We start from the raw sequence: 26964 nt of genomic DNA, 5'->3' as shown, positions 1-26964 counted from the left end.
ATGGTTAGGAAACGGAAGCTTTTGAGTGGCATATTGTCCGTACTTTTGCTTTTATCCCTGTGTCTGGCCATCATCCCTGCACCTGCAGCCTCAGCAGCAGGACTGCCGCTTTCGGAGGACTTTGAAAGCTATGGCAACGCAACATCCGGCTACACCTCACCAGTTGGGAGCACATCGACCAGCACCCAGCCATGGAAAACTGTCGTTGGCAGCAGCACGAGTTGGTCCATGGACGAGGAAGCCGCATCCGGTGGAGCGACACAGAATCACTTTCTTAGACAGACGGATGCAACTACAGGAGTCACGTATGTCATAGCGAATGACCAGTGGGGCGCTGCGACGCCAGCGATTCAGACAACCGACATCACTTTATCAGGTAAACTCAAGGTGACCGGCGCCAACAGCACGTACGCTGGGCTCGTCGCCAGATACTCGGGCAGTGGAACGACGGCTACGTATTACCGTTTTACGATGAAGAAAAACTCTTCCAGTTATCAGTTTTATCTTGAAAAAGTAACAGGCAACACGAAGATCAGCGTGCCCCAAACGGCAGGCACCCCGAATGCAAGTGGTGTTTCCGTCACTAACACGACGTTGAGCACATCTTTCGATAGTCTCGGCTACTTGCCTGTTAAGCTGCAAGTGATCCAAAACACGGATGGCAGTCTATCGCTCCAAGGTTACTATGGCAGCACGCTCATCCTCTCGGGAACAGACACGACCCCATATACATCCGGTCAAGTCGGCGTGTACAGTTATGCGGGCGCGACAGCGTTTGACGATATCCAAGTGGAACTCAAAACGGCTAAAGAAGACTTCGAAAGCTATGGCAATGCCATAAGTGGCTATACGTCACCAGTTGGTAACGCTTCCACCAGCACCCAGCCTTGGAAGACTGTCGTGGGCGGCAGCACAAGCTGGCAGATGGGGGAAGAGACCGCCGCAGTCGGGCTCAATCACTTCCTCAAACAAACGGACACCACAACAGGTGTCACGTATGTCCTAACGAATGATCAGTGGGGAGCAACGACCCCTGCAATCCAGACAGGCGACCTCACGTTAACGGGTAAGCTAAAAGTGACCGGCGCGAACAGCACCTATGCCGGACTCGTCGCCAGATACTCGGGAAGCGGCGCAACGGCGACGTATTACCGGTTTACGATGAAGAAAAACTCATCCAGCTATCAGTTTTATTTGGAAAAGGTGACAGGCAGCTCGAAGATCAGCGTGCCGCAAACAGCAGGAACGCCGAACGCTAGCGGTGTCTCCGTCACGAATACGATGCTAAGCACATCTTTTGATAGTCTAGGCTACTTACCAATGAAGCTCCAATCGACCCAGAACTCGGATGGCAGCTTGAAACTCGAAGGCTATTACGGCAGCACGCTTATCCTCTCAGGAACAGACACGACACCGTATACAACAGGTCAAGTCGGCCTTTATAGTTATGCGGGTACGACGGCATTTGACGATGTAACAGCAACAGCAACAAGTGGATCGACACCATCCCCGACAGTACCGAATGCGCCGACGAACGTAACGACGTCCCTACCTAGCACAGGTGTCGTGAACGTCGCATGGACAGCTTCGGCTACAGCAACTGGCTACAACGTGAAGATGGCGTCTAGTGGGAGTGGACCTTTCACAACGGTGAACAGCTCACCGATCTCCACAACGAATTATACGGTGACTGGCTTAACGGTTGGTCAGACCTACTATTTTGTGGTTAGTGCTGTGAATACACCGGGTGAAGGTTCAAATAGCACGCCAGCTATATCAGCGGTACCGCAAACCATTGCGAACCCACCTGTCTCTGTAAGCAACTCAACCCAGCTCGCGCAAGCCATTAATGCAGCAAACCCAGGTACTGTGATTGAGCTAGAGAATGGGAACTATGCTTCCTTTAGCATCACAGGCAAACATGGCGATGCCAGTAATCCTATCGTGATCAAAGCGAAGAATAAAGGGATGGCCGTTTTCAATGCCGGTCCGATCAAATTCACAGACAGCTCCTACATCACCATCCAAGATATGACGTTCGTCATGGACAGTACAGCTTCAAACTGGATTCGAATTACAGGCTGTAACCATATGCGGATCACGAACAATTATTTTCACTCACCAAGCTCAGTGACAGATGCGACAAAATCCAGCTGGGTGTATATCGACGGTTGGAGCTCTCATCACAACCAAGTAGACCACAATTTGATGGAAAATAAAAAGGATCGCGGCAAGTTTATACTCTTCGACGGCAACCGAGACACCGTAGCGGGTACGTACGAAATTACCCAGTACGATGTGGTGGAATACAATATTTTCCGCAATACGCTGCCTCGTCAGGAAAATGAATCCGAAGGCATCCGCCTCGGTGTGACGGATTTGGTGCATCTGAATGCGTATGCGACGATTCAGTACAACATTTTCGACCATGTCGACAGTGACCCTGAATATGTTTCCGTCAAAAGCGGCGGCAATGTCATTCGCTATAACTATTTCATTGAATCCTTAGGCGAAGTCTCCCTTAGATCAGGCAACGGTTCTAGCGTCTATGGGAACATGTTTATTGGAAATGGTCGTGAAGTACTTCCAACTAACCCAGATAGCCGAACGTTAGGTACAGGGGGTGTGCGGGTTTACGGTCAGAATCACAAGGTGTATAACAATTATTTTCAAGGGCTGACAGGAACGGAGTGGGATGCGACGATTGCCCTCACTACAGGCGATAACGATAATTTGACGCAGCCGATCCCAAGCAATAATCACTACATTGCCAAGAATATCATGATCGCAAACAACACACTCGTGGACAATAAAAGCGGGATCGAGCTGGGATTTGTGCGTTACGGCATGGCTCCGCAGAATGTAACTTTTGCCAATAATGTGGTTGTTGGTGGTCAGCAAGAACTCATTAAAATTATGACGCCAATCCCAGGCTTAAGCTGGTCTGGCAATATCATGTTTCCACAGCAAGGTGTGCCCCTAATTACGGGAAATTCGGCTGCACTTACTGAATCGGAAGTGAAAGTTGCTTATCCGATGATGAAAGAAGCGGTGCTGAATTTGAGTCCGACGGACTTCGCATGGCTTTGGACCTCAAGTGAGTATGACAGACTTAGAACGATTCCTTATAAAAAGCTTGCAGCTAACAGCCCAGCGATCAATAGCTCGGTTGGCAATTATGGCAGTGGCGGCGCACTGTCCTTCGTGACGGAAGATGTAGAGCACGAAGCAAGAGCGGGTGTTCCCGATGTCGGAGCAGATGAGTACATCGCTGATCTTCTGACAGATCTCACGGCACCAAGCTGGAGCTCAGGCACACCGTTATCACTTGGAACTGTAACTCCGCGTCAAGTAACGTTGAACTGGCCAGCGGCAAATGATGATACAAATATTGTTGGTTATCGCATTTATCGTAACGGCGTTCTGTACGATACTACTTTTGGGAATAAGACCTCTTATACAGCAACGGGTCTTCTACCAGGCACGTCGTACACATTCAAAGTGGAAGCGATGGATCAAGCGAATCGAACAACGGCAAGCAATACCGTAACAGCGGTTACGCCTGCTATGACGAGCATTACGATCTCAGGTGTACCGGCGAGTATCGCGCTCGGCGGTGGAGTGAAGCAGCTTCTAGTGACCGCACACTTCGCAGACGCCTCAACGGAAGACGTCACTGGGGCAGGTGCTGCTTTTACAAGTAGTCAGGCAAGTGTTGTGTCGGTATCGGGCAGCGGCGGTATTACCGGCGTTGGTTTAGGAAGTGCTACTGTATCGGCAACATATAACGGATTCACATCTTCCGCTCTGACCATCACGGTAAAAACACCATCACAAACAACGAAAGTTGTGGATGCAGATACGTATGTGGACAGCGTTACATCGACCAATGCCAACACAAATTACAGTACAACGACAACGATGCTTATTCAGACAGATGGCGGGAAGCAGGCGGGTTACATGAAAGTAGCTACCCCGACCTTAACAAGTACCGTGGATACGGTTCAGCTGCGATTGTATGTCGCAAGTGCACAGGCCGGAGCCGATCTCATGCTCCATGGGATTGCCTCGGATAGCTGGGATCCAACGCTCATTACAGCGGCGAACCAGCCAGCAAGAGCATTTACCGATGTAGATGCAGGCGATATACCAGTAACTGCTGGCAACTACGTGACATTTGACGTGACGAAGTATGTCCAAACCCAAAGTGACGGCACACTTAGCTTCCGGTTAACGATGGTGTCGGACGATAATCCAGCTACCGTATATACCAGAGAATATACGGATAGTAACAAGGCACCAACCCTTATTTTTACAACGATTACCCCGTAATTCAAACATAGAGAGAAAGCGTGGAGAGAAGCGATGCTGGACAATGTGGCGTTTCATAATACAGCGGAGTTGGAATCGAGTATGTATCTACCTAGTCTTAGGCTACAACGGTTTCCCAAGCAGGTTCGCGAATCGCTAACCGAAAAAGGCCGAACCAAGGCTGCCGAGTCTAGCGGCTGTGAGATTCGATTTGTGACAGAGGCTGCGAATATCAGAGTGACGATGGCTGCGCAAGAAAAGGATGGACGTGCGCTCGTTTTCAGAGGCGATTTTTTCCATGCTGCGTATGACTTGAAGGCAGGTGTCGTCACGACTTTACAATTGGAAGCACCAGAAAGATTTGCTGAGGTACCTTCGGAGTTACTGGATAATGTCGCGTTCTCTTCAAAAGTGTGGCGTATCTATTGCGACCGGTTTACAGCGATCTTTTATGACATAGATGCTTATGGCTTTGCGATTAGGCCTCCTGAGCGTCAGGAAGTACCGCAATTGACCATGCTTGCCTACGGTTCGTCGATTACACAAGGGGCGGGTGCGTTAAGTCATTATAATGGCTATGTCCAGCAGACGGCACGCCGTCTTGGTACGGATGTGTTGAATCTAGGACTCAGCGGGTCTTGCTATTGTGAGCCGGAGCTAGCGGACCATTTGGCGGAGCGGGAGGATTGGGATTTGGCCTATCTGGAACTGGGCGTCAATATGAGGGGAACCGTGAGCACCGAGGAATTTCAGCATCGCGCGACTTATTTATTGGATGGGATCATCCGTAATCACCCTACGAAACCGATTCTTGTGACAACGATATATCCAAATCGGGCAACGTATTTTCATGATACGGCACATCCGTTTGGTGTGGCTGAAAAGCAATTTAATGATGTGTTAAAACGGTACGTTGAGAGTCGTCAGCATGCGAATTTAACCCTGTTAGATGGGGCGCAGATCATGATTGATTTTACTTCTTTGACAAGTGATTTGATTCATCCTTCGGATTATGGACATAGTCGGATGGGGGAGCAATTGGCTGGGTTTTTACGACCTTCTGTGGATAAGTTACGGGCTGCACAAGGTTGATCAACATATAAAAAGGTATTCAATAGGAGGCAGAAATCATATGAATGGAATTAATTTTACTGGGAAAATTGCGCTTGTTACAGGATCAAATGCGGGGATTGGTCGAGCGATTGCTCAGGCTTTAGCTGCGAATGGAGCGAAGGTTGGCGTGAATTACCTTTCTAACATAGCTCAGGGCGAAGAAACGGTGGCGGCCATTCGTGCGGCTGGCGGGGAGGCCATTCTTGTGCAAGCAGATGTGACGGATCCCAATCAAATTGATCGGCTAGTAAACGAGGTTGAGAAGGCATTTGGCGGTTCCATCGATATTCTGGTGAATAACGCAGGTCATTTAGTGCAGCGAGTGCCGAACGCAGAGATGACCGAGGATATGTATGAGCGCATCATGAATGTGAATTTGAAAAGCACGGTGTTTATGTGCAAAAGAGTGCTGCCCGGCATGAAAGCCAAAGGTGCCGGCCGCATTATTAATATGTCATCGGTTGCTGCCTATAACGGTGGTGGACCTGGTTCTAGCATTTATGCGGCTAGCAAAGCTGCTGTGATGGCGTATTCGAAAGGGCTTGCCAAAGAAGTAGCGGCAAGTGGTATCACTGTAAATAACGTGTCGCCAGGGTTCATTGGCAACACGATGTTCCACGCCACCTTCACAAGTGACGCTGCGCGTCAAGCTACCATCGGTGGCATTCCACTTGGGCGCGAAGGCACACCAGAGGATGTGGCTGGTGCGGTTCTGTATTTGGCATCTGAGCTAGCTGGCTACCTAACGGGGGAAACGATTGAGGTTAACGGCGGGATGATGATGCGATGAGCGATGCCGTTAAGGTGAGCGAATCAATTCGCGCGAAGATTCAGCGCTTAGCTTGGGCGAGTGAGGTGGCGAACTCGCTGAAGGAAGAGATGGATGGGCTGCAGGCTAGCGGCAGTCTGATCATTCCACTGGAGCCAGGAGGTTGGTGGCACCAGTATGTGTGTCCGCAGCACCACACGGAGCTGCTGTTCGATCCTTCCGTAGCCGATGCGACGCAGTTTCATTGTCCGCACGGCTGTGTGGTGGAAGGCGCCGAGTACCGAGGCGCCTGGCTGGTGTATAAGCACCAGCAGCTCGCGCGGATCGCGCTGCAGGCTGCTGCTGTCTATGCGGGGCAGCGCGACTACGCCTATGCCGAAATGAGCAAGCGGCTGATCGTGGCGTATGCGGCGCAGTTCCCGCTGTATCCTGTGCATCCAGATGCACAGCCTTGGATGCTGAAGGGGCGCGCGTTTCATCAAGCGCTGACGGAATCGATATGGTCCACGACGCTGATTCGGGCGTATGGCCTGCTGTTGGATGAAGGGGTAGTTTTTAGCGCTGATGAGCAGCGTAAAATAGATACTTTCCTTCATCTGCTGGAAGAAAGCATGCGTGTGTATCGTGGGATTTTGATCCACGAGCGGAACAATGCGGAGAACAATTATACCGCCTGGTTGAACGCATCGCTGGCTTGTGTTTATGCCGCCCGAGGGGAGCGGCAGGAGCTGGAGGCATTAGTGGAAGCCGAGGGTGGCTTCCGGCATCATTTGTCGATCGGCGTGAAGCCCGATCAGCTGGAGTTCGAAGGCAGCACGTATTATCATGTTTTCGTGCTGCGAGCGTATTTGATCTTCGCTGAGATGGCGAAGCGATGCGATCGGGATCTCTACGCGTGCGAGGGATCGCTAGGGCAATCCATGCGCGGCATGGTAGAGGCGCTAGCGGAGCTTGCCGATGACCAAGGCGTGCTGCCAGCGCTGCACGACGGTCCGATGGAGCGGCTGCCATATGCCCGCGAAATCGCAGAGGTAGCCGAGCTGGGGCTGAGCCACTATGCGGTGGAAGGCCTCGAGCCGATTCTGCGCGAGGCATATCGGCAGATGGGCTCCGCGGACGGCTCGCGCTGCGGGCTTGAAGCGCTGCTGTATGGCGCTACGGCATCCGTAGCGCTTCCCTCCGAGGCTCTTACGAAGTCGCGCGGTTCAAAGCTTTGGCCAGCATCTGGTTTTGTTGTCGGGAGACAGGCGGATAACCCGCTGTCTTTTCTTGTGGATTTTGGCGAACACGGGGGTGCTCACGGGCACCTTGATAAGCTGCACCTGACGTTGATGCATAAGGACCAGACACTTACGCCAGATTTCGGCGTAGTTCCGTATGGATCCACGCTGCGTCCGTGGTTTGGTGAGACCGCCAGTCATAACACGGTTTCACTAGGCGGTAAATCGCAAGCTGAGCATACGGGGCGGTGTGTGCGCTTTGAGCAAACAGAAGCAAGCACCTACGCATGGCTGCAAAGTGATGCGGCCTACGAAGGCTGCAGGTTGAATCGTCATCTTCTTTTAACAAGCGACTGGCTGCTGGATTGGTTCGATGTCACGCTCTTGAGCGAAGGGCGTCAGTCGATCGAGTGGTGGATGCATCCCGTAGTTGCGCCACTATCGAAGCAGCTAGTAGAGCTCTCTTTTGCGGATAATGCTATCTATCCACCTATTCATACCCAACCAAACTTGCCAGAGTTGCCTATCGTGGGGCGCTTTTTCCCTGAAGAATCGAATGTTAGCATGAAGTATTTGCTTTCACATGACGGTGTCCTGATTCATCAAACGGCATTGGTGCTTCCGGGCCAAGAATTGTTGATGGTTCGAACACCAGGAAATTCCATCGACCCGAGCGTACCACTGACTGCGTTGCTGCATCGCCAACCTAGTAAACAGGCTAGCTTCATCCATGTGTATCGGATTGGAGCGGGAGCGATGCTAGGACTTTTCGCTAAGGATCACATTGGCATTACCGCAGATGGTCGCACGACGACCGTTCAACTTTTACCAGAAAAAGGGCTGCTGATTGTTTAGCAGCTCTTTTTTTGCTTAAAGTAGGCACTGTTTTGGTCAAATTTGACAGTACTTTTAGGGAGTGAGTATGATGGAACTATAAAGGACGGTGTATCCCATGAATACGTTGCAGGAGCCTCGCAAGCGGGAAGAACGGCATGTCATTAGTTTTCTTGAAATTGTGGATGTGGGCACAGGGGAACGTCACGTATTGGCTGAATTCGATGATCTAATTGAGGCTCCGAACTGGACGAGTGATGGTGAGCGTCTCATTTACAACCGGAGAGGCCTGCTCTACGCTTACGAAATGGCTACAGGTGAAAGCAAAGTGATCGATTCTGGCTATGCGAATTGGTGTAATAATGATCATGTGCTGTCCCCGGATAATTCGCAGATTGCGGTTAGTCATCATACGGAGGAAGACGGGCAGTCACGAATTTATGTGCTTCCGTTAGCTGGTGGTCAGCCTACATTGATTACAGCAATGGCCCCAAGCTATCTGCATGGGTGGTCACCGAATGGTCGTGAATTATCCTATTGTGCAGAGCGGAATGGCGTGTACAATATTTATACGATTCCCGTTCAGGGTGGTGTGGAGCGACAGCTGACAGATGTCCTTGGACTTGATGATGGTCCTGAATATTCGCCAAATGGTCAGCATATCTGGTTTAATTCCACACGATCCGGCTTGATGCAGGTGTGGCGAATGAACGTAGACGGCAGTGAGCAGACGCAAATGACAGATGAGCAGAGTAATAATTGGTTTCCTCACGTATCCCCAGATGGGAACACGGTTGCCTATATTGTTTATCGCGAAGGAGATGTCGAGCCTAATGCGCATCCCCCGAATAAAGAGGTTGAAATTCGATTAATGGCGAGTACGGGAGGCCCTTCTCGGACCTTAGTTTCGCTGTTTGGCGGACAAGGGACAATCAACGTCAACTCGTGGTCGCCCGATAGCCAGAAATTAGCGTTTGTTAGCTATAAATTGAAGAAGTAGGTTGAGCTTTTTAGAAACGGTAAGTCCTTCGATATATCGAGGGGCTTATTTTTATTTTGCTTTTAAACATGCGGCTCATATAAAAAGCATTCTGATACCCGCACTGCTCAGCGATGTCCTCAAGCGTTAGATCGGTGTCGACGAGTAAGGAGCGTACCTTTTGAAGACGAAGTGTGGTGGCGTAAGCAATGGGGGAGAGCTTATATACCTGCTGAAAACGTCTTGTTAACTGTGAAGCGCTGAGGCCAAGCTCCTTCGCGAGGTCTTGCAACTGAAAGTGAGCTCCGAAAGCATGCTGCTCGATATAGGCCAGGGCTCGATAGGTGATCGGGTCTGTTTTGTCCTGCTGGTAGGATGGAATATGCTCTTGTTCTTTCTCAATCTGGAACAGAAGATCCGCGATTAAGTGGTTTGCGTAGGTTCCATTTTTATCGGATGGCTCATCGGATAGATGTCGCAAATAAGTGAAGGTGGATGTTAAACGCTGAATATCTCGGATCATGATTTTGCCATGGGAATACGTGCGCTCTGAGCTGAATTCTATGAAAATAAAGGAGAGGGGTGACGTTACTTTACGCTTTAACAATGTGCCCGGCGGACAAATGACAAGCTCACCGACCGACACTTCTTGGAAATCTTCTTCTGTACTAGAGCTTAAGTTGTAAGAGAATCCACCGAATTGGGGGGCAAGCAGAACCCAGTCTTTATACATATCTTCTTCCAGCATGAAGCTATCCCTAATTCCGCTGCAATAGTATCGAATCATTTGGATAGGTGGCATCGCGGTTCACCTTTCTATGTGAAGGTTCATTTGCAAAAAAGTATATGAAATATCATAAACCAGTGCATGTGCAATGTAAATAACTCGGAGTACTATTAAGTCATGGAAGCAAATATAAGCAACAAACAAAGGAGATTACACACATGAAAAAAATCAACATTCTTACCACAGAACAGATTCAAAGCTACAACGAGAAAGGCTATCTTGTGCTGCGAAATGTGTTCAGCGAGCAAGAAGCCATCGTGCTTCAAGCGGAATGTGACAAGCTCCTAACGCTAGATGCTTACACGGCACCGAATAATGTGCGAGCAGGGCACAAAGGGTATGCAAACGGTGAAGTGAAAATTGAACGACTGGACCCGGTTCATGATATTTCTGCGGTGTTCGCGGATTTGGTGAAGGATGAGCGGATTCTAACACCGCTTCGTGACATTTATTTGGATGAGCCGCAGCTGTTCAAAGATAAACTGATCTTCAAGCTGCCAGGCGCGAACGGCTACAGCATGCATCAGGATGCTGCTTGGTGGCAAGGCTTCCCGATCAAGGGGCTTATCAGCGTGATGGTTGCGATTGATGGGGCTACCGTTGTGAATGGCGGGCTGGAGCTGTTCCCAGGGTACCACGAGCGTCTTCGCTCAACGCCAGGGGAGCTTAGGAATATGAACGCGCAGGAAATCGCAGAAATCGACCCTAGTACGGGTGAAATCGTTGAGACGAAGCCGGGAGACGTTATTATTTTCCACTCCTTCACACCGCATCAAAGTGGAACGAATACATCGGATAAAAGCCGCAAGCAGCTGTTCCTAACATACGCACCAGCGAAGGATGGCGACCTGTATAAGGCGCATTACCAGCACTACAAGCGTTATGCTTTGAAGGGCAAGGATCTGAATCAGTATTATTTCTTGTAGTCCTTGAACTATTCACACGAATGCAAATACACGTAGGGCGATGCACGAATGTAGATGCACGAATGTAGATACACGTTCAGCGATACACGTTCGACCCCACACTCGCAATAGATGGAAAAAGTACAGCTAATTCCAGGGGATTGTGCAAATTTATCCATTTAAATGGAAAATGTACAGCTAATTTGCGTGTTTGAGTGCGATATCCTTGTTTCTACCGATATTACATGTAGATTCTCCAGTTATTTTAATAAAACAAGAAAATCGCTCCAAATTAGCTACAGGAAATCCAGTTATTTTTTTAAAAAAGTGTATCGGTACCTGCTCAGTTTCCGCAGTATCTAGATAATCAGGACTAGTCATTCACTTAGAATTCCCTTATAATGACAAATAAGTGACGAAGAACGTCCCGTTCCATTCATTCGAGTGGATGCGGGGCGTTTTTCTGTTTATCTAGAGGGGGATGAGAAAAATGAATGTTGCAGAAGAGCATAACATGTTTATTCGGACGCATTTGGACAACCGTAGTGGGGAGCGGCGCGGCAGATTGGAGAGAGGACATGGGCATGGGGAAGCGCTTTTTGCGAAACAAATTTGGTGGATTTTACGTGGTGACTTCGAGCATCTTCACCCTGAATATGAGGTGCTTGATTGGCGCGGGCGTTCCTATTTTGCGGATTTCGCGTGGTTGCCAGGCTTTGTGAAGCTGCTGATAGAAATAAAAGGCTATGCCACGCATGTTCGTGATCTGGACAGGCAGAAATTTTGCAATGAATTGAATCGCGAAACGTTTCTTCATGCGATGGGGTATCAAGTCATTTCCTTCGCTTATGATGATGTTGAGCAAATGCCGGAGCTCTGTATAGCCTTGCTGCGAATGGTGATGGCGAGATATCAAGCGAGTGCAACGCCAGTTCTACGCGCCCACATGGCAGAAAAAGAAGTCCTTCGTCTCGCCGTTCAGCGTGCAGAGCCGATTCGGCCGAAGGATGTGGAGCAGCATTTTGATATCGATCATCGGACAGCGGTCATGATGCTGAAGAAGCTTTGCTCGAAAGGCATGCTCACACCAGCCTATAGCGGAAAGGGGCAGCGCATCGTTAAGTACACATTAGCTGGAAATGTCTTGCTCGCCAACATAGATTAATGGAAAACATACAGCTAATTTATCGAGAAATCATCGATTTATTTAATTATCTGGAAATTATACAGCTGATTTCAGCGAAAACAACTGATTGTGCCATAAAGGCAGAGAATAGATGGACCTTTTCCATCTATTCTCAATAATCAGACTAAAGTTGCTGAATTAGCTGGATAATATCCAGTTATTTCGCAACCTTGCCCAATCCAGCTACTCTCTCACTATCCACTCATCCCGCACCGCGCACCAGAACTTCCACTATTCACTTACCCAGCCCCGCGCACCTGAGATCCCGCTAGTCACTCACCCTGCCCCGCCACATCAGTCCTCTCACTAGTTCTACACCATTTTCCCCCACGAAAAAAAACAGCCACCCCAGGTATCTAACCCCCGAGATCGGCTGTTTCCATACTTTTTTACAAACCCAACAAAAACGGCACAACTATATCAGCAATCCGCCGATGGCCAGCCTCATTCGGATGCAAGCCATCCGAAGTGAAGTGGGGTAGCGTCAGCTTGTTTAGTCCGCTTTCGGCATACAGATTAAGCACAGGCAGCCCATACAGCAAGCCAATCTGCTTGATAGCCTCCACATAGTCAATGAGGCGATGACCGGCTGCGTTGACATAGAAAATGTCATACTGATCTTTATCTCGCTGCAGCGGTGTCCACAAACTCAAACGACATGTTGGATTTTTCGTCAAAATGTCCTCGATCAACGTGGCATACGCACCGTGAAACGTAAACACGTCCTTACTCCCTAACTCCCCGATCGGCTTATCTAAACGAAAATCATTCACACCAGCGAAGATGGTGACGCAATCTAAGGTAGTGTCGATCATCCGACCAACATGAGTCGTCGCTCCATAGTCACGATCACCGCCAGCTGTCATGGGACAGCCACTTTTGCCATAGTTGATCACGCTTGCGAAGCCTAGCGCTTCCTGGACTAGCGGCTGATAGCCATCAGCTTCGGTGATGCTATCGCCGAGAGTCCCCCAGGTTTTCCCCTCCCATTTGTTAAGCATGCCAGAGAGTCCCCTTTCGATTAATTCTCGTTTTCATAATGAACAGACCCGACAGCGACCTCTTGATCTGCATATGCGAGTCCTGGATTGTCTCCCAGATAGGCACCTTGCTCGATCAATTTGCGCTGTAATTCAGGGATGGACACATCACGGAAGCCAATATCCATAACGCTCGCCATCGAAGCTGCAACACCAGCAGCTTCACCCATGGCGAAGCAATTCGGCATTACGCGAAGAGAACCTTGCACTGGACGATCAGACGAAACAGAGCGTCCTGCGACGATGAGATTCGATTTGCCTTGCGGAAGCATACAGCGATAAGGCACGCCGTGGGATTTTCCTTTTGGCAGATGCTTAATCGTCATCGTGGAGCCGGCATTCGCCAAATGGATATCAATAAAGTAGGAATTACGGGCAATATCGTCCTCGAAAGTACGCATCGAGAGGAAATCATCCACGACAAGGGTGTAGTCGCCTTGAATACGGCGAGTTTCACGAATACCGATTTGATCGCCGGAATGAACAAGGAAAATGTTCTCAAAGCCAGGCACATATTTCTTCAAGAAACGGATTTGTGTATCAATTAACTGACGGCCTTCGATCGCAGCACGAGTTAAATCCTCTGCTTTTGTTCCATCGATATTAAAGACGTGGCCAAAATTAAAGCCAACTACAGAGTTCGAAATCCATGCCATGCCTGAAACGCGTTTGCGTCCTTCTGGAAGTTCACCATTTTGCTGGGCTAAGGTCACGAGTTCTTCAAGCTGCGGATGCTGTCCTGTTTCAGCGAGAAATTGACTGAAGCGATCCTTATCTGCACCCGTAACGACATAGCACATCGTACCCGGCTGAAGCTCACCATTCTCGCCCCCAACTTGAAAAGGAACCCCAGCTAATGCTGCAAGATCCGCATCTCCGGATGCGTCAATGTACAACTTTGCTTGCACGACGGAGCGGCCAGATTTATTGCTAATGACAAGCCCGCTGATGCGATCCCCGTCAAGCAGCACTTGATCAGCAACGGTATGGAATAGCACTTGTGCACCGCTGGCAAGTACTTCGGCATCATAGACACGTTTGAGCGTTTCCACATCGATCGGAACCCAGTCCAGCAATTGTTCATAACGGTTAAGGAAATCCTCATCAGCTGCGTGTTTCATTTTTTCTAACAAATCGAGGCCAATACCACGAATAACAGGCTTTTCTCCATCGGTATATGGGCAAAATGCAGGTACAAGTGCAGCAGTTCCCATGCCGCCTAGGTAGCCCCTTTGCTCGATTAAGAGCGTGCTGGCACCATTACGCGCTGCCGCAATTGCAGCGGCAATACCAGTAGCACCACCGCCAACAACGACGACATCAGGGGTGTGACTGACAGTTAGCTTTTGAGCAGGTATGGTTACGGTTAAGTTGTTAGTAGATGAGTTAGTCATTCGAATTTTCCTCCTAGTGGGTGGACATTGGCGAGTCTAAACCGCCGTATTGTTTTCGCGTTTACATATTCAGAAAGCCTTTGTTTTCATTATAGATCGCCGTAACGAAGGAACTAGTTTAATTTTTGTTTCATCCAAAAAGTAAGCGTGATATAGTGGACATGAATAAGTCATGTCAGTTATGTCTTTTAACTTTTGTCCGTTTCAAACAACGTATTGGAGGTGTAATCAACCCCATGCCAACCCGCAAAGCAGTCACAATGAAAACAATCGCGATCGAGCTTGGCTTAACGGTGCAAACCGTGAATAAAGCGCTGAAGGGCAAGCATGGCATGTCGGAGGCGACTCGCCAACTCATTGTCCAAACAGCCGAGAAACTTGGCTATTACACGATGGACCAGATCCGCAGTTTAAGGCTGGATCATATTGCGCCTTACCCGAATGAGCGCCTGCGTTTTCTGCTAGTTCAGACAGCAGAATCCGTGTCATATAACCGCTTGCTGCTGCAAGGTCTACAAGATCGATTCTTCTCCTTCGGACATCGCATTGAGCTGCTCATGCTGCCGCAGCGGCTAAAACAAGAGAAGATGGCAGCTTGGCTAGAGGAAGCAGGAGTCCTATATGCAGACGGTATATTCATTGCACCGAGCATTTTGCCTCAGGAGTGGGAAACGGTGCTTTTTGAGCTTCCCATTCCCCGAATTCTCCTAAGTTTTCCACCGTCGGGTGTCAAAATTGACAGTGTGATCTGGGATGTCTACGAAGCGACTTGCCAGGCTGTGGCTCATCTGCGAAGTCAAGGGCACGAGCGTATTATGTATGTGGGTGACATCCTAATGCAGCGAGGATCTATTCTGCGTTGGCAGGCTTTTGGCTATGCGATGCAAGCTTCTGGCATCACGATCTCGCCTTCCGAGCATTGCATCGGCCCACGTGACAGTAATATGGAGTGGCATAACGAACTCCTCAATCAAATTCAACAACAACAGCCAACTGCCATCATTTGCGGCATCGATCATGAAGTGCCTGTGGTCTATGACACCTGCAAGGTGCTTCAGCTCCGAGTTCCAGACGAGATTTCGTTAGTTGGTTTCCTCAATGAACAACCTGAAGTATTGCCGGAATTTACACGTCCGCTTCTTCCGATCTCACAAACGGGATATCGCGCAGCGGATCGGATGCTGTGGCGGATTGCCAATCCGACATTGCCTTTTGAACATATTCGCATTCAAGGTGAATTCCATATTGGTCTTACAACTGCAGGGATCTCATCTTAAGCCAGCCTATCCGAACCTTAAGATCGCACCAGAAATCATAAGATCCTCCTATGTCTCATGGCTTTGTCCAAGTTATAATATAGAGAACTGCGATTAGGGGGGCCGACACCAGATGTATAAACTTGTCATTGTGGACGATGAACCGACAGTACGTTTCGGGTTAAGTAATTATTTTGACTGGAAGGCATATGGGATTGAGGTTGTAGGCGAAGCAGATGATGGTGACGTAGCGCTTGAGGTGATAGAGCGTGAGAAGCCAGATCTTGTCCTAACCGACGTGCGAATGCCCAATATGGATGGGATTCAGATGTCCAACCAGTTAAGTGAACGCTTTCCTCATATCAAAATTGTGTTCGTTAGCGGTCACGATGATGCGGAGTATTTGAAATCTGCGCTGAAGGTTAAAGCGGTTGATTATATGTTTAAGCCTGTCAATTTGGGCGAATTGGAGATAGTTATCGAACGGTTAGTAAGCTCTCTCAATGCTGAGCAGCAAGAGCGCAAGCTTATTGAAGATATGCAGGTCAAGCTCATACAGAGCATGCCCCTGCTGCAGGAGAAATTCCTTATGTCACTGATTCGGGAAGGTGTCATTTACCCGTCACGTGTGCAGGATCGTATCGATTTCCTTAATTTGCAGCTGCCAATGGAGGGAGCCTATTGGGTCATTGCCATTCGGATCGATGATGCCACTGAAGTTGCACAAACGCGGTCTGAGAGAGACCAACAGCTGCTATCCTATTCGGTTCTGAATATTGTGCAAGAGCTGATTGAGCGAAAGATTGGCGGCTATGTTTTTGAAAATCAGATCGGCGAATTCGTAGGAATTCTTCGTATGGCTCAGGAAGATGATCAGGAAAGCTTGCTGTTCACCCTAGCAGAGGAAGTCCGCGAAAGCCTTCATAATTATTTGAAAATCAGCGTTACGATCGGGGTAGGTGAACGGATTTCCAGACTTGCCAGTCTGCCGCAATCCTATTCGCAAGCGAAGGAAGCGGCCGATCAACGATGGTTTTTAGGCAAAAACCAGATCATTTCCATGGACAATTTAGAACAAGCCGAGGAGAGTGTGTATCGGTTTGATGCCTCACAGCAGGAGCGTATCATCTCATCCTTGAAGTCTGCAGATACCTTGAAAGTGCAGGAAGAGCTGCACGAAATGTACAATGCGCTGTCGCGTAATCGGACAGATGGTATTGCTTATGGACGTAACATCAGTCTTCAATTGCTGCTTCTAGCCAGTCGAATATTGTTGGAGCTTCATGTCCAGAAGCAGAATCTCGAAAGCAAAGAAAACGAGCTCATGGCCAAAGTGTTCCAGCAAGAAACGTTAGGTGCTTTACATCGTCTTGTTGACGTGTTTTTGGTCGAGGTATGTGAACGCATTGGTGAGAAACGAAATGGTAAATCCAAAAATGTGATCGAACGAACACGGGCGATTATCGATAAACGGTATTCGGAGAATTTGCAAGTAGGCGATATCGCGACGGAAGTATTCCTGTCTACGACGTATTTGTGTTTGCTTTTTAAACAAGAAACTGGGGAAACGATTAACGAATATATGACCAAGGTTCGCGTGGAGCGGGCGAAAGAGCTACTGAAGGATCCCGCCAATAAATTTTATGAAGTGTGTTATGCGGTGGGGTATTCGGATCCTAGTTATTTTAGCAAAATATTTAAGAAATATACGGGTTATACGCCGAGCACCTTCCGCGATCAAGTCATGTAAAGAGAGAAGGGCCCATCATGCATGTCAAGAACAGAAGCTGGACGTTTATTACGATGATTTTCAAAAGCGTTCTTGCAGCAAGGCTTTGGCTGATCGCCTATGCGGTGTTGATTATCATACCTGCTTCCATTTTTCTATATGCCTATTCCCAGCGATACTCGCACATCTTGGAAGAAGAAGTGACGCGTTCGATGCTTCAAACATTGAAACAGGCCGAAATTAATTTGGATCATCAGTTCAATAACTTGCGGGATACGTCGAATTCGTTGTTTACGAATCTTAAGCTAGTGGAGTATTTAAATAACTCGTCCTCCTACAGCGAACAAATTGATGCATTAAAAGAAATGCGGTTATTAATTGATAATATCCAGACCAATACGAATGTGTTTCGTGTTCGACTATATGTAGATGAGAAAAAGCTATTTTCTCATGAGAAAGTAAATTTTTTCACAATTGAAACGCTCATGACACGTCCTTGGTATGAGAAAGTAAAGAATGCTAGCGGTCATCTCGTTTGGACAGGTGTTTATGAGGAAAAGTTTATTGAAAATCCTGAGGATACCAAATTCATATTCTCAGGCATTCGCCTCCTAAGAGACCCAAATCATTTCGACAGTGTATCCGGATACTTATCCCTAGACGTAGAAGCGAAGACGCTCGAAAATATCGTCGCAGGCATCTCACTGAACAAAGACCAGAGTGTCTTTATTGTTGCTCCGGATGGCTCCATTGTGTTTCACAACGATAAATCCTTACTAGGGACTAAGTTAGAATCGAAATCGGTTCTACAGGTTATTGAAGCAAATAAGGAAGGTGTATCGCCAATTGTTGAGAATGATACGCAACAATATGTCGTTTACACCACAGTAGACGCCACCGGTTGGAAGCTTGTAGCTGAGGTTCCGAAGAAGGGCATCAACTCACGGGCTACCTCGTTAAATCAATTTTCGAGTGTAGCTACGTTAACAGGGGTGACGATACTATTCCTGATCCTCGTTTTCATTTTATTAGCCTTTATCGTACGAGGGATGAATCGACGCGTTCAGACGGTTATTAAAGCCATTAAACGCGAAGGTGTGGCTGGCCTGGAAGAAAGGTCTGTCTCATCAGATGGTGATTTTAATCTCCTAGAAAAAAGTGTGGATCATCTCATCCATCGCGTGAAAGATTTAATGGAGGAAACCTATAGATCCAAGGTGCAAGAGCGTGAGGCGCAGTTACGAGCTCTGCAAGCGCAGATTAATCCCCATTTCCTCTACAATACATTGGATACGATTAATTGGATTGCCATTGGACATAAAGCGCACGATATTAGCCAAATGATTGACGGGCTTGCTCGTTATTTTAGGCTTAGCTTGAATAAAGGGAAAGATGTCGTAACGGTTACAGATGAGCTGGAACTTGCGAAAGTATACTTAGAAATTCAGCAGACGCGTTTTCCCAAAAGCTTCGAGTTCGTGTTCGAGCTAACTGGGAAGGATGAATCGGATGAAACCCCGAGAGTAGGACTTACATTAGAATCGTATCTCATTCCTAAGCTCACTTTGCAACCGATTGTAGAAAATGCGCTACTTCACGGCATACGTAAATCAAAAGGGAAAACAGGTAAAATTACGATTCGCGCTTCGATAGAAGGGGATGATCTGCTTCTGTCCGTTACCGATGATGGCATTGGTATGGATCCTGATTTTGCCCAAACCTTGCTAACAGAACCTAGACCGGCCATGCGAACAGATGGTTCTGGAAGCTCCTATGGCTTATACAACGTGAATGAACGAATTCGTTTGTTCTCGGGTGAATCCTACGGGTTGAGCATCCAATCTCAGCTTGGGGTAGGAACCACGATCACAGCAAGATTTCAATTGCAACGGCAAATCATAGAATCAAGCAACTAGCACCACCACTATCATTGTGCCGAGCGTCGAAAGGAAGGATAAGATTGGTTACGGAGTCCATCCTAAATCAAGATTTGAGACCACATATTAGATATACGGATCTGTTGCATTTTAAACAGTGGAATACGCATGCAAGAATCATAACGGATTATTTGTTGCTTTATGTACAAGACGGTTCAGCACAATTAACTATTGATGCGAATACGTATCTATTGAAGCCTGGGCAGTTCAGTTTGATTCAGCCTGGTGTTGTTCATCAGCTCGAATCGGAGTCGCCATTGACGGTCATGGCGCTCCACTTCGAGCTCTTTTCATCTGGAGGTGGAGAGCGACTTCCTATGATTGTGCCGTTGGAGAGAGGCACTCATCCTGAATTAGTCAATTTGCAGCCAGACTTAACAACTTTTGCTGATATTGCCGTTCCTGTTGTGTTTAAGTCTTCTAGGAATGAGTGGATGGCAGATGTCTTTCTGCAAATTATCGAGCACTGGAACCGTCAACATACACTGGCCAGGCTTCAAGCGCATGTGTATGCCGCAGAAATTATTCTGGAGTTACTAAAAGAATATACGTCCCAAGACAGCTCTGAACATAAAAACGCCATCTCCTTAAACTGGGTGCCCGCGTACATGCAGTATAGGTTATCTGAACCGCTTTCGGTAGAGGAAATGGCCCGTAAAGCGTTCATGTCTCGTTCCTATTTCTCCATGCTATTCCGAAACCAATTCGATATGGCGCCTCATCAATACTTGCTTAAACTAAGGCTCGAACATGCGACGGAGCTTTTACGAGGCACCTCGATGCCGCTTCAAAACATCGCCGATAGCTGTGGGTTCTCGAGTGTGCATCATTTTTCAAAAATGTATAAACTTCGCTTCGGATGTCCGCCAAGCCATAGGAGACATAAGCAATGAAAAAGACGTTTTGATACATTTATTAAGAATTTTGACAAAGCCAAATCATGCGATCTCGCCTTATAATGATGCCATACACCATATCCATTCAAGCTTAGGGAGGCCAATATGATCTCGTATGCAGGTATTGCCAATCCGTTCGGTACAGGGACATATAGTGTAGAGATGAACTCGAAATTGCTGCGTAGATACAGGTACATCCATGAGCAATTGTTCTTTTGTGCAGCAGGACAGCTTCCGGCGAGAGAGAATTGGCATTTGAAGGCTGCGCTAGGCAAGCATCTATATGAGGATGCAGAAGCGGCAGGTTCCCTACGTCGAAGAATTCTGGAACTAAGAACCTCCCCTATGCTATTGCAAAAACAGCCGAACGTCACACTTGCTTTGCTCTTTGACGAGTTGATTCATGCGCGAAGCGATCTGGAGCTGCTAGTCGGAGTGTACAGGGTTGTGAAACGGGCTTTGCTGAAAGCGTTTACGCAACATATGACGGATACACAGCAGCTCGTTGATTATCCGACGGTTCGCTTGCTCAAGGCACTTTCCTCCGATTTACGTGAACAGATCGCTTGGGGTGAAGGCATGATTGAGACGTTGCAGCAAGAAGGGGAGTCCTTGGAGCTAGCGGCGGAATTCGAAAGCAGAATCACAGGATATTTGGATGCAGCTGGGGGTATTAGCGGCGAACAGGGCACTTCCACACATGTCCCTGCCCGATGGCGGTCCGGCAACGTTTATGAGATGCCGAAACAAGCCATTCGTGATGCTAAGAAGATGGGAACACCTACCATGGGACGTACGGCCGTGCCGAACTTGCCTGAGGATCCATTGAAAATTCGACTAATCGGAATGATGAAGGCCAGACAAGAGGAAATGTCCGCGGTGGAGAATCTGGCGAGCGTCATTTATGACCAGAAGCTTATGCCATGGGAGTTTTACGAGGATTTGGCGCGGCATCTGTGGGATGAAGTGCGGCACGCGTTGTTCGGTCAAGCGGCGCTCGAGGCAGAGGGCATTGATTGGATGTCGTTACGTCAATACGTGGGCGGCTATGATCCACTCATCGAGAAGCTTCCGGCACAGCGATATGCGCTCTTAAGTATTGGTTTTGAGGAAAAGGCGATGCGGCGCCCTGGCAAAATTGCGGAGTACGAATTCTGTCGTGACGAAGCCAAGCACCCATTGATGGAGCGGTTCCAGGATTACGACTGGGCAGACGAAGTGACGCATGCCGCGTTCGGTCGCAAGTGGACGCCAGAATTGTTCGGTGAAGATCTGGATTATGTAAGGCAGGTTGCAGATGTAGAGTTGGCAGAGCGGGAGAAAATTTTCCAAGCATGGGCGAAACAGCAAGAGGCTGGCAATCAATAACTTAATGGAAGAAGGATGACAATGAGCAACCAACCAACTCAAACTTATGATTTTCAAAGACAGATCGAAACGTACGATTCAGCTGATGTCGTTGTTATTGGCGGTGGACCTGCTGGAACGGCAGCTGCCATTAGCGCAGCGAGACTAGGGAAGAAAGTCACTTTGCTGGAAAAATCGGGCCAATTAGGCGGTATGGGGACGCTCGGAAACGTCAGTATTTTTATGCCGATTGGTAACGTAACAGGTATTTACCGGGAGATGATTGCCGAAGCACTGGCCGACCATTTGCCGAAAGATCACGATGTGTCGATTGCCCCGCAATATTCGCCTTTCATACTGAGACAATACTTAAATGAGAAAATGAAGAAGGAAGGCGTACAGGTCATTTATCATGCGGAGTTTATCGGCACGGTGAAGGAAGACAGAAGCGTGAAGGCTGTCATCGTATCGACGCGTGAGGGTTTGAAAGCTTTCGAAGGCAAGCAGTTCATCGACTGTACGGGAGATGCAAGAGCCGCATTAGATGCGGGTGTACCTTATACGTCGGGACGTGACGAAGATGGCCTGACTCAACCCATGACATTGATGTTTATGATGCAAAATACAGGAAAGCCAGTAGCCCAAATTTTGCCTGAAGGCTGCTATCGATATGATGAAATATCGGATCTGCCGCAAGGCCGACGCTTATATTGGGAACGAAACAATGACGGAACATTGCTTGTGAATATGACACGTGTCAAAGGCAATGGGGCGAAAATTGAAGACGTCAACTACGCGGAGACTGAGGCATTGAGACAGGTATTTTCCGTCGTCAATTACTTACAGCGCAACGGATTTGAAACCTACGCGCTCTCGCATATCGCGAATCAAGTCGGCGTCAGGGAGACCAATCAGATTCAAGGTCTCTACACACTAACGGAGCAAGACGTCGTGCGCGGAACACGCTTTGCGGATGTGGTCGCACAAACGAACTACGAAATCGATATTCATAGTCCCGATGGACAAAAAACGACGGATGAGCGGAAGGTCGATGGCTATGACATTCCCTACCGATGCATGGTGACAGAGCAACTAGATAACCTGCTGGTAGCGGGACGGTCGATTTCAGCCACGCATGTAGCGATGTCCTCCATGCGGGTACAGGCGACTTGCTACGCTCTAGGGCAAGCGGCTGGAATCGCGGCATCCATCGCCACAGACGATGCCTGCTCTGTCCAGGACGTTTCGATCGAAACGCTTCATAGCGCGCTGAGCAGTCAGGATGTTGTCTTTTATAAGCAAGGGCAAGTGTCACATCACTAATATGCAATAACTGGATAACAATCTATAAATATCCTTTTATTACCATATATTAACCCTATAATCGTCATAAGACAAGCCGCCTCTTCGGTCAAGAGGTCGGCTTTTTTTTGCTAAACATCATAAGATTGCACCAGAAACAGAAATATTACCATCTACAAGTCCACTTTGGCGACCTATATAATTGACCTATAAGAACACGGAGGTGAGCCATTCATGAGTGTTACACTAACAGAGGCTGAACGAAAAACAGCTCACGCCAAGCCGAAGATCAAAGGTAGCGGCCGTTGGAAGCTGATTGTCACTAATTATGATTTATACCTTTTATTAATCCCAGGGATACTATTTTTGCTTATATTCAAATATGCGCCTATGTATGGGATTATCATCGCATTTCAAGACTTCAATATTTTCGATGGGTTTATGGGAAGTAAGTTTGTAGGTCTGGATCAATTCGAGAAGCTGATCCACTCCGAAGAGTTTTATCAGGTTTTCGTGAATACCTTGTTGATCAGTGTTTACAAAATTGTGCTTCTTTTTCCGATACCGATCATCATTGCACTTTTCTTAAATGAGGTTCGGAAGGCTTTTTTCAAGAAGACGATTCAAACAATTATCTTTCTACCACATTTCTTATCATGGGTCATCATATCAGGGTTATTTATTAATATCCTGTCCCCATCAGGCGGTCTAGTGAACAATGTGATTGAGTGGTTCGGAGGGACACCGATTTCCTTCTTCCTGGACAATCAATTCTTCCGAAGTGTAATCGTATTCACCGCAGGTTGGAAAGAATCAGGCTGGAACGCCATTATTTTTATCGCAGCCATTGCAGGTATTGAGCAGGAACAGTATGAAGCTGCATCCATTGATGGTGCAGGCCGCATTAGACAAATGCTTCACATTACGTTGCCAGGCATTGTACCAACCATCGTTTTGATCTTGATTTTACGTATGGGTTACTTGCTTGAAGCGGGTACGGAGCAAATATTAACGATGTACAATTCTGTCGTGTATCAATCAGGTGATGTGATCGGGACTTTCGTCTATCGTCAAGGGCTCGGTCAACAAGATTATAGTTTTAGTACAGCAGTCGGGTTGTTCAACTCTCTTGTTGGGTTTATCTTGATCGTTGCAGGTAATGAACTTAGCAAAAAGCTGATCAAGCGAAGCATATGGTAGGGGGGGCAGAGCATGCATAAGAAAACACTGAGTGATTGGACTTTTGACATTTGTATTTATCTTGTTTTACTCCTGTGCGGCTTAGCTACTTTGCTGCCACTAGCGAATATTTTATCCAAAGCAATTAGTGAAGAATCAGCTGTAGTTTCCGGTAAAGTTGGCATTATCCCAGTCGGCTTCCAGTTAGATACGATGAAATATGTGGTGTCGTCCAGCCAATTCCTCCATTCCATTGGGATATCGCTCCTAATTACGGTTGTAGGAACAGTGATTGCGATTCTGGTGACAGCTTTAACAGCTTATCCATTGTCCAAAAGGCATCTGCCCGGTATTTCTTTTATTATGGTGCTGTTCATATTCACGATGATGTTTAATGGTGGTATTATTCCAAATTACTTACTGATGAAGAAACTACATTTAATCAATAGCTTATGGTCGCTGATGCTGCCTGCACTGATTAGTGTGTTCAATATGCTTGTAATCAAAAGTTACTATGAATCATTGCCAGAGTCGCTTGAAGAGTCTGCCAAAATGGATGGCGCTCGCAATTTCACGATTCTTTGGAAAATTGTTCTACCGTTAAGCGTGCCTGTCATCGCAACGATTGCTCTTTTCTATGCGGTTTACTTCTGGAACGATTATTTTCATCCCATGCTTTACATTAATGACGCAGGTCTTAAGCCATTACAGCTCTACTTGCGAGATATTGTCATGGATGCAGATAGCTCCAGTGCTGTGAACAAGAGCGTTGACGATATGATGAACGTATCAGCGGAAGGCATTCGAGCTGCGACCGTCATCGCTTCAATCATACCGATGTTGCTTGTTTATCCGTATTTACAAAAGCATTTTGTCAAAGGTGTACTTATTGGATCTGTAAAAGGGTAAATCTGCATTAACGCCTATGATGCGAGCATCAAGGGTTTAATGATATATTAAACAGAAGACTAGGGAGGTTTACACATGTTAAAAAATAACAAAAAAATGATGCTAGTAGCTGTTGCAGCAAGCTTATCAGTAACATCTCTTGTCGCTTGCTCTTCCAAAAGCACGGATACAGGAAGCAGCACAGCAGCCCCAGCTAGTACAACAGCCGCAGCTACTGCTTCTGCTGGACCTAAACCAGAATTGAAATCGCTTCAAGTATGGCAAAAGGATGACTATAATACGTATCCAGTTGCAAAATACTTGGAACAAGCAACAGGATATAAAGTGCAATATGATATGCTGCCACAGGACAAGCCGGCGGACAAGTTGAATATCTTGATTGCGTCTGGGGAATCTTATGATGCTATTACGACAGGCGGATCAACAGACTTCAAAGCGTTATATGCGGATTATGCCAAAAAAGGTGCTTTAACTGACTTGGGTCCGTTGATTGACAAATTTGGACCGAACATTAAAGCGGCCATTGCCCCTTCTGCATTAGAAGCTGCCAAAATAGATGGGAAACTTTATGCGATCCCAACAACAACGCTCTCATTTGCAGGTGAAAGTTTGTACATTCGTCAAGACTGGCTTGAAAAAGTAGGAATGAAAGCGCCAACAACGACAGACGAGCTAACGGCTGTTCTTAAAGCCTTCAAAGAGAAAGATCCTGGCGGAAACGGTGACAAGAATATTCCTTTAACGGTAAAGGGTGAAGCTCCAATTATTCCTAACATTGCCGGTGCTTTTGGTGTACCGAATTTTTGGAATGATGTAAATGGTAAGCTGACGCCACGATTGCTAGACCCTGCTTACAAAGACTATGTAACGTATGTTTCGGATCTCTTTAAACAAGGTTTGCTCGACAAAGAGTTCGCAGCCAATAAAGATGCTACTGCCAAAGAAAAATTCTCAAGCGGTAAAGCAGGCATGATCATGCTTCACTGGGCGGATGTCCCTGTCGTAACAGATGCATTGGTCAAAAATATTCCTACCGCTAAAGCTGCTTTTATTCCAACGTTAAAAGGGAAAGATGGAAAAACAGGTCTAAGTGCTTCAGCAGGCTTCGATCGTATTACTTATATTCCTAAAGCTTCCAAGCATCCGGAAGATGCGATCAAATGGATGAACGCTAAGCTTGAGAAAGATACGTTCAGAACGATGGCAATCGGTGAAGAAAATAAACATTTTACACTTAAAGATGGTGCGTATACGCCAATTCAACCGATTTTTACGGATGAGCGAAATCAAGCCAACAACTTCTTAACGGGTACAGACGATAGAATCTATCAAACGTATTGGCAAGCCCGTGTTCGTAAGGATATGCGTTTGTTCGATGCTTGGAATTTCATGAATACTGTTCAACCAGCAAATACGAGAGCTGCAGATCCGTTAGGCTTTGCTCCATTCTTACCTGAATTCTCGAAGAACTTCGCACAGCTTAACACGATGGTAAGCGACTATACGACCAAGCTTATCTTTGGTGCTGAACCGATGACGGGTATTGAAGCTTTCCAACAGAAATTCAAAACGTCAGGCGGAGACGCAAGTTACAAAGAAGTAAATGATTGGTACGCAACTGCTAAGAAATAATGAGAAGTAAGAGTGTGGAATGATATCAGTAGAGTGTGGCAATATTCCTATGTGTTATTGGAGTATTGCCATATTTTCTTTTTTTTGTAATTGGAAGCGATTAACTGGAAAACCTACATGTAAATTTCATCCAATCGGCGTATTTTAGAAAATACCTGGGAAATATGAACCTAAAAAAACCGTCAGGAATGATTCTCCTGACGGTTTTTATCGTGAGATCAATAGAGGGTAGGAATAGG

At 47.3% G+C, this 26964-nt stretch carries 19 protein-coding genes; 16 read left to right on the top strand and 3 right to left on the bottom strand.

The window, feature by feature from the left end:
- Positions 1-21 precede the first annotated feature (21 nt).
- The 5 genes from ACSQ8O_RS23090 to ACSQ8O_RS23070 all read left to right on the top strand — a co-directional run bounded on the left by ACSQ8O_RS23090 (position 22) and on the right by ACSQ8O_RS23070 (position 9247).
- Positions 22-4332 (top strand): chondroitinase-B domain-containing protein, encoded by a 4311-nt coding sequence (locus ACSQ8O_RS23090; RefSeq protein WP_436243518.1) that lies wholly within the window; start codon positions 22-24, stop codon positions 4330-4332.
- 33 nt (positions 4333-4365) lie between these two features.
- Positions 4366-5403: an SGNH/GDSL hydrolase family protein gene (locus ACSQ8O_RS23085; protein WP_436243517.1), complete on the top strand. Its 1038-nt coding sequence runs from the start codon at positions 4366-4368 to the stop codon at positions 5401-5403.
- A 40-nt stretch (positions 5404-5443) separates the two neighbouring features.
- On the top strand, positions 5444-6214 hold the full coding sequence (locus ACSQ8O_RS23080; protein WP_436243516.1) for an SDR family NAD(P)-dependent oxidoreductase: 771 nt from the start codon (positions 5444-5446) through the stop codon (positions 6212-6214).
- Positions 6211-8268: a heparinase II/III domain-containing protein gene (locus ACSQ8O_RS23075; protein WP_436243515.1), complete on the top strand. Its 2058-nt coding sequence runs from the start codon at positions 6211-6213 to the stop codon at positions 8266-8268. Before ACSQ8O_RS23080 ends, ACSQ8O_RS23075 begins: the two co-directional genes overlap by 4 nt.
- Before the next feature lie 97 nt (positions 8269-8365).
- Positions 8366-9247 carry a TolB family protein gene (locus ACSQ8O_RS23070; protein ID WP_436243514.1) on the top strand — a complete coding sequence of 294 codons (882 nt, stop codon included), beginning with the start codon at positions 8366-8368 and terminating at the stop codon, positions 9245-9247.
- Positions 9248-9257: 10 nt separating this feature from the next.
- Here the strand turns inward: ACSQ8O_RS23070 and ACSQ8O_RS23065 are convergent, their stop codons facing one another.
- A complete protein-coding gene (locus ACSQ8O_RS23065) occupies positions 9258-10028 on the bottom strand; it encodes a helix-turn-helix domain-containing protein (RefSeq protein ID WP_436243513.1) in 771 nt (256 codons plus the stop codon).
- A gap of 143 nt (positions 10029-10171) precedes the next feature.
- Between ACSQ8O_RS23065 and ACSQ8O_RS23060 the strand changes: the two genes are divergently transcribed.
- Positions 10172-10939: a phytanoyl-CoA dioxygenase family protein gene (locus tag ACSQ8O_RS23060; RefSeq protein WP_436243512.1), complete on the top strand. Its 768-nt coding sequence runs from the start codon at positions 10172-10174 to the stop codon at positions 10937-10939.
- A gap of 469 nt (positions 10940-11408) precedes the next feature.
- Positions 11409-12083, top strand: a complete 675-nt coding sequence (locus ACSQ8O_RS23055) for a hypothetical protein (protein WP_436243511.1) — start codon at positions 11409-11411, stop codon at positions 12081-12083.
- Between the two features lie 410 nt (positions 12084-12493).
- Here the strand turns inward: ACSQ8O_RS23055 and ACSQ8O_RS23050 are convergent, their stop codons facing one another.
- Both ACSQ8O_RS23050 and ACSQ8O_RS23045 read right to left on the bottom strand, forming a co-directional pair.
- Positions 12494-13105, bottom strand: a complete 612-nt coding sequence (locus ACSQ8O_RS23050) for an SGNH/GDSL hydrolase family protein (protein WP_436243510.1) — start codon at positions 13103-13105, stop codon at positions 12494-12496.
- 20 nt (positions 13106-13125) lie between these two features.
- Positions 13126-14538 (bottom strand): FAD-dependent oxidoreductase, encoded by a 1413-nt coding sequence (locus ACSQ8O_RS23045; protein ID WP_436243509.1) that lies wholly within the window; start codon positions 14536-14538, stop codon positions 13126-13128.
- Between the two features lie 236 nt (positions 14539-14774).
- Between ACSQ8O_RS23045 and ACSQ8O_RS23040 the strand changes: the two genes are divergently transcribed.
- From ACSQ8O_RS23040 to ACSQ8O_RS23000, 9 genes are all read left to right on the top strand, one after another.
- Entirely contained in the window at positions 14775-15815 is a 1041-nt protein-coding gene (locus ACSQ8O_RS23040; protein WP_436243508.1) for a LacI family DNA-binding transcriptional regulator, read from the top strand.
- Between the two features lie 112 nt (positions 15816-15927).
- Positions 15928-17544 carry a response regulator gene (locus tag ACSQ8O_RS23035; RefSeq protein ID WP_436243507.1) on the top strand — a complete coding sequence of 539 codons (1617 nt, stop codon included), beginning with the start codon at positions 15928-15930 and terminating at the stop codon, positions 17542-17544.
- A gap of 17 nt (positions 17545-17561) precedes the next feature.
- A complete protein-coding gene (locus tag ACSQ8O_RS23030) occupies positions 17562-19439 on the top strand; it encodes a cache domain-containing sensor histidine kinase (protein WP_436243506.1) in 1878 nt (625 codons plus the stop codon).
- A 74-nt stretch (positions 19440-19513) separates the two neighbouring features.
- Entirely contained in the window at positions 19514-20353 is an 840-nt protein-coding gene (locus ACSQ8O_RS23025; RefSeq protein ID WP_436243505.1) for a helix-turn-helix domain-containing protein, read from the top strand.
- A gap of 108 nt (positions 20354-20461) precedes the next feature.
- Complete coding sequence (locus ACSQ8O_RS23020; RefSeq protein ID WP_436243504.1) at positions 20462-21724, top strand: hypothetical protein; 1263 nt, start codon at positions 20462-20464, stop codon at positions 21722-21724.
- A 15-nt stretch (positions 21725-21739) separates the two neighbouring features.
- Positions 21740-23026 carry an FAD-dependent oxidoreductase gene (locus ACSQ8O_RS23015; RefSeq protein ID WP_436243503.1) on the top strand — a complete coding sequence of 429 codons (1287 nt, stop codon included), beginning with the start codon at positions 21740-21742 and terminating at the stop codon, positions 23024-23026.
- Between the two features lie 213 nt (positions 23027-23239).
- Positions 23240-24205, top strand: coding sequence for an ABC transporter permease (locus tag ACSQ8O_RS23010; protein WP_436243502.1), 966 nt, complete (start codon positions 23240-23242; stop codon positions 24203-24205).
- 12 nt (positions 24206-24217) lie between these two features.
- Positions 24218-25093 (top strand): carbohydrate ABC transporter permease, encoded by an 876-nt coding sequence (locus ACSQ8O_RS23005; RefSeq protein WP_056623537.1) that lies wholly within the window; start codon positions 24218-24220, stop codon positions 25091-25093.
- 75 nt (positions 25094-25168) lie between these two features.
- Positions 25169-26725, top strand: a complete 1557-nt coding sequence (locus tag ACSQ8O_RS23000) for an extracellular solute-binding protein (protein ID WP_436243501.1) — start codon at positions 25169-25171, stop codon at positions 26723-26725.
- Positions 26726-26964 lie beyond the last annotated feature (239 nt).

Origin of the sequence: Paenibacillus sp. LjRoot56, assembly GCF_964253335.1 — a bacterium.
Classification (GTDB): domain Bacteria; phylum Bacillota; class Bacilli; order Paenibacillales; family NBRC-103111; genus Paenibacillus_E; species Paenibacillus_E allorhizoplanae.
This window is presented reverse-complemented; position numbering and strand designations above follow the sequence as displayed.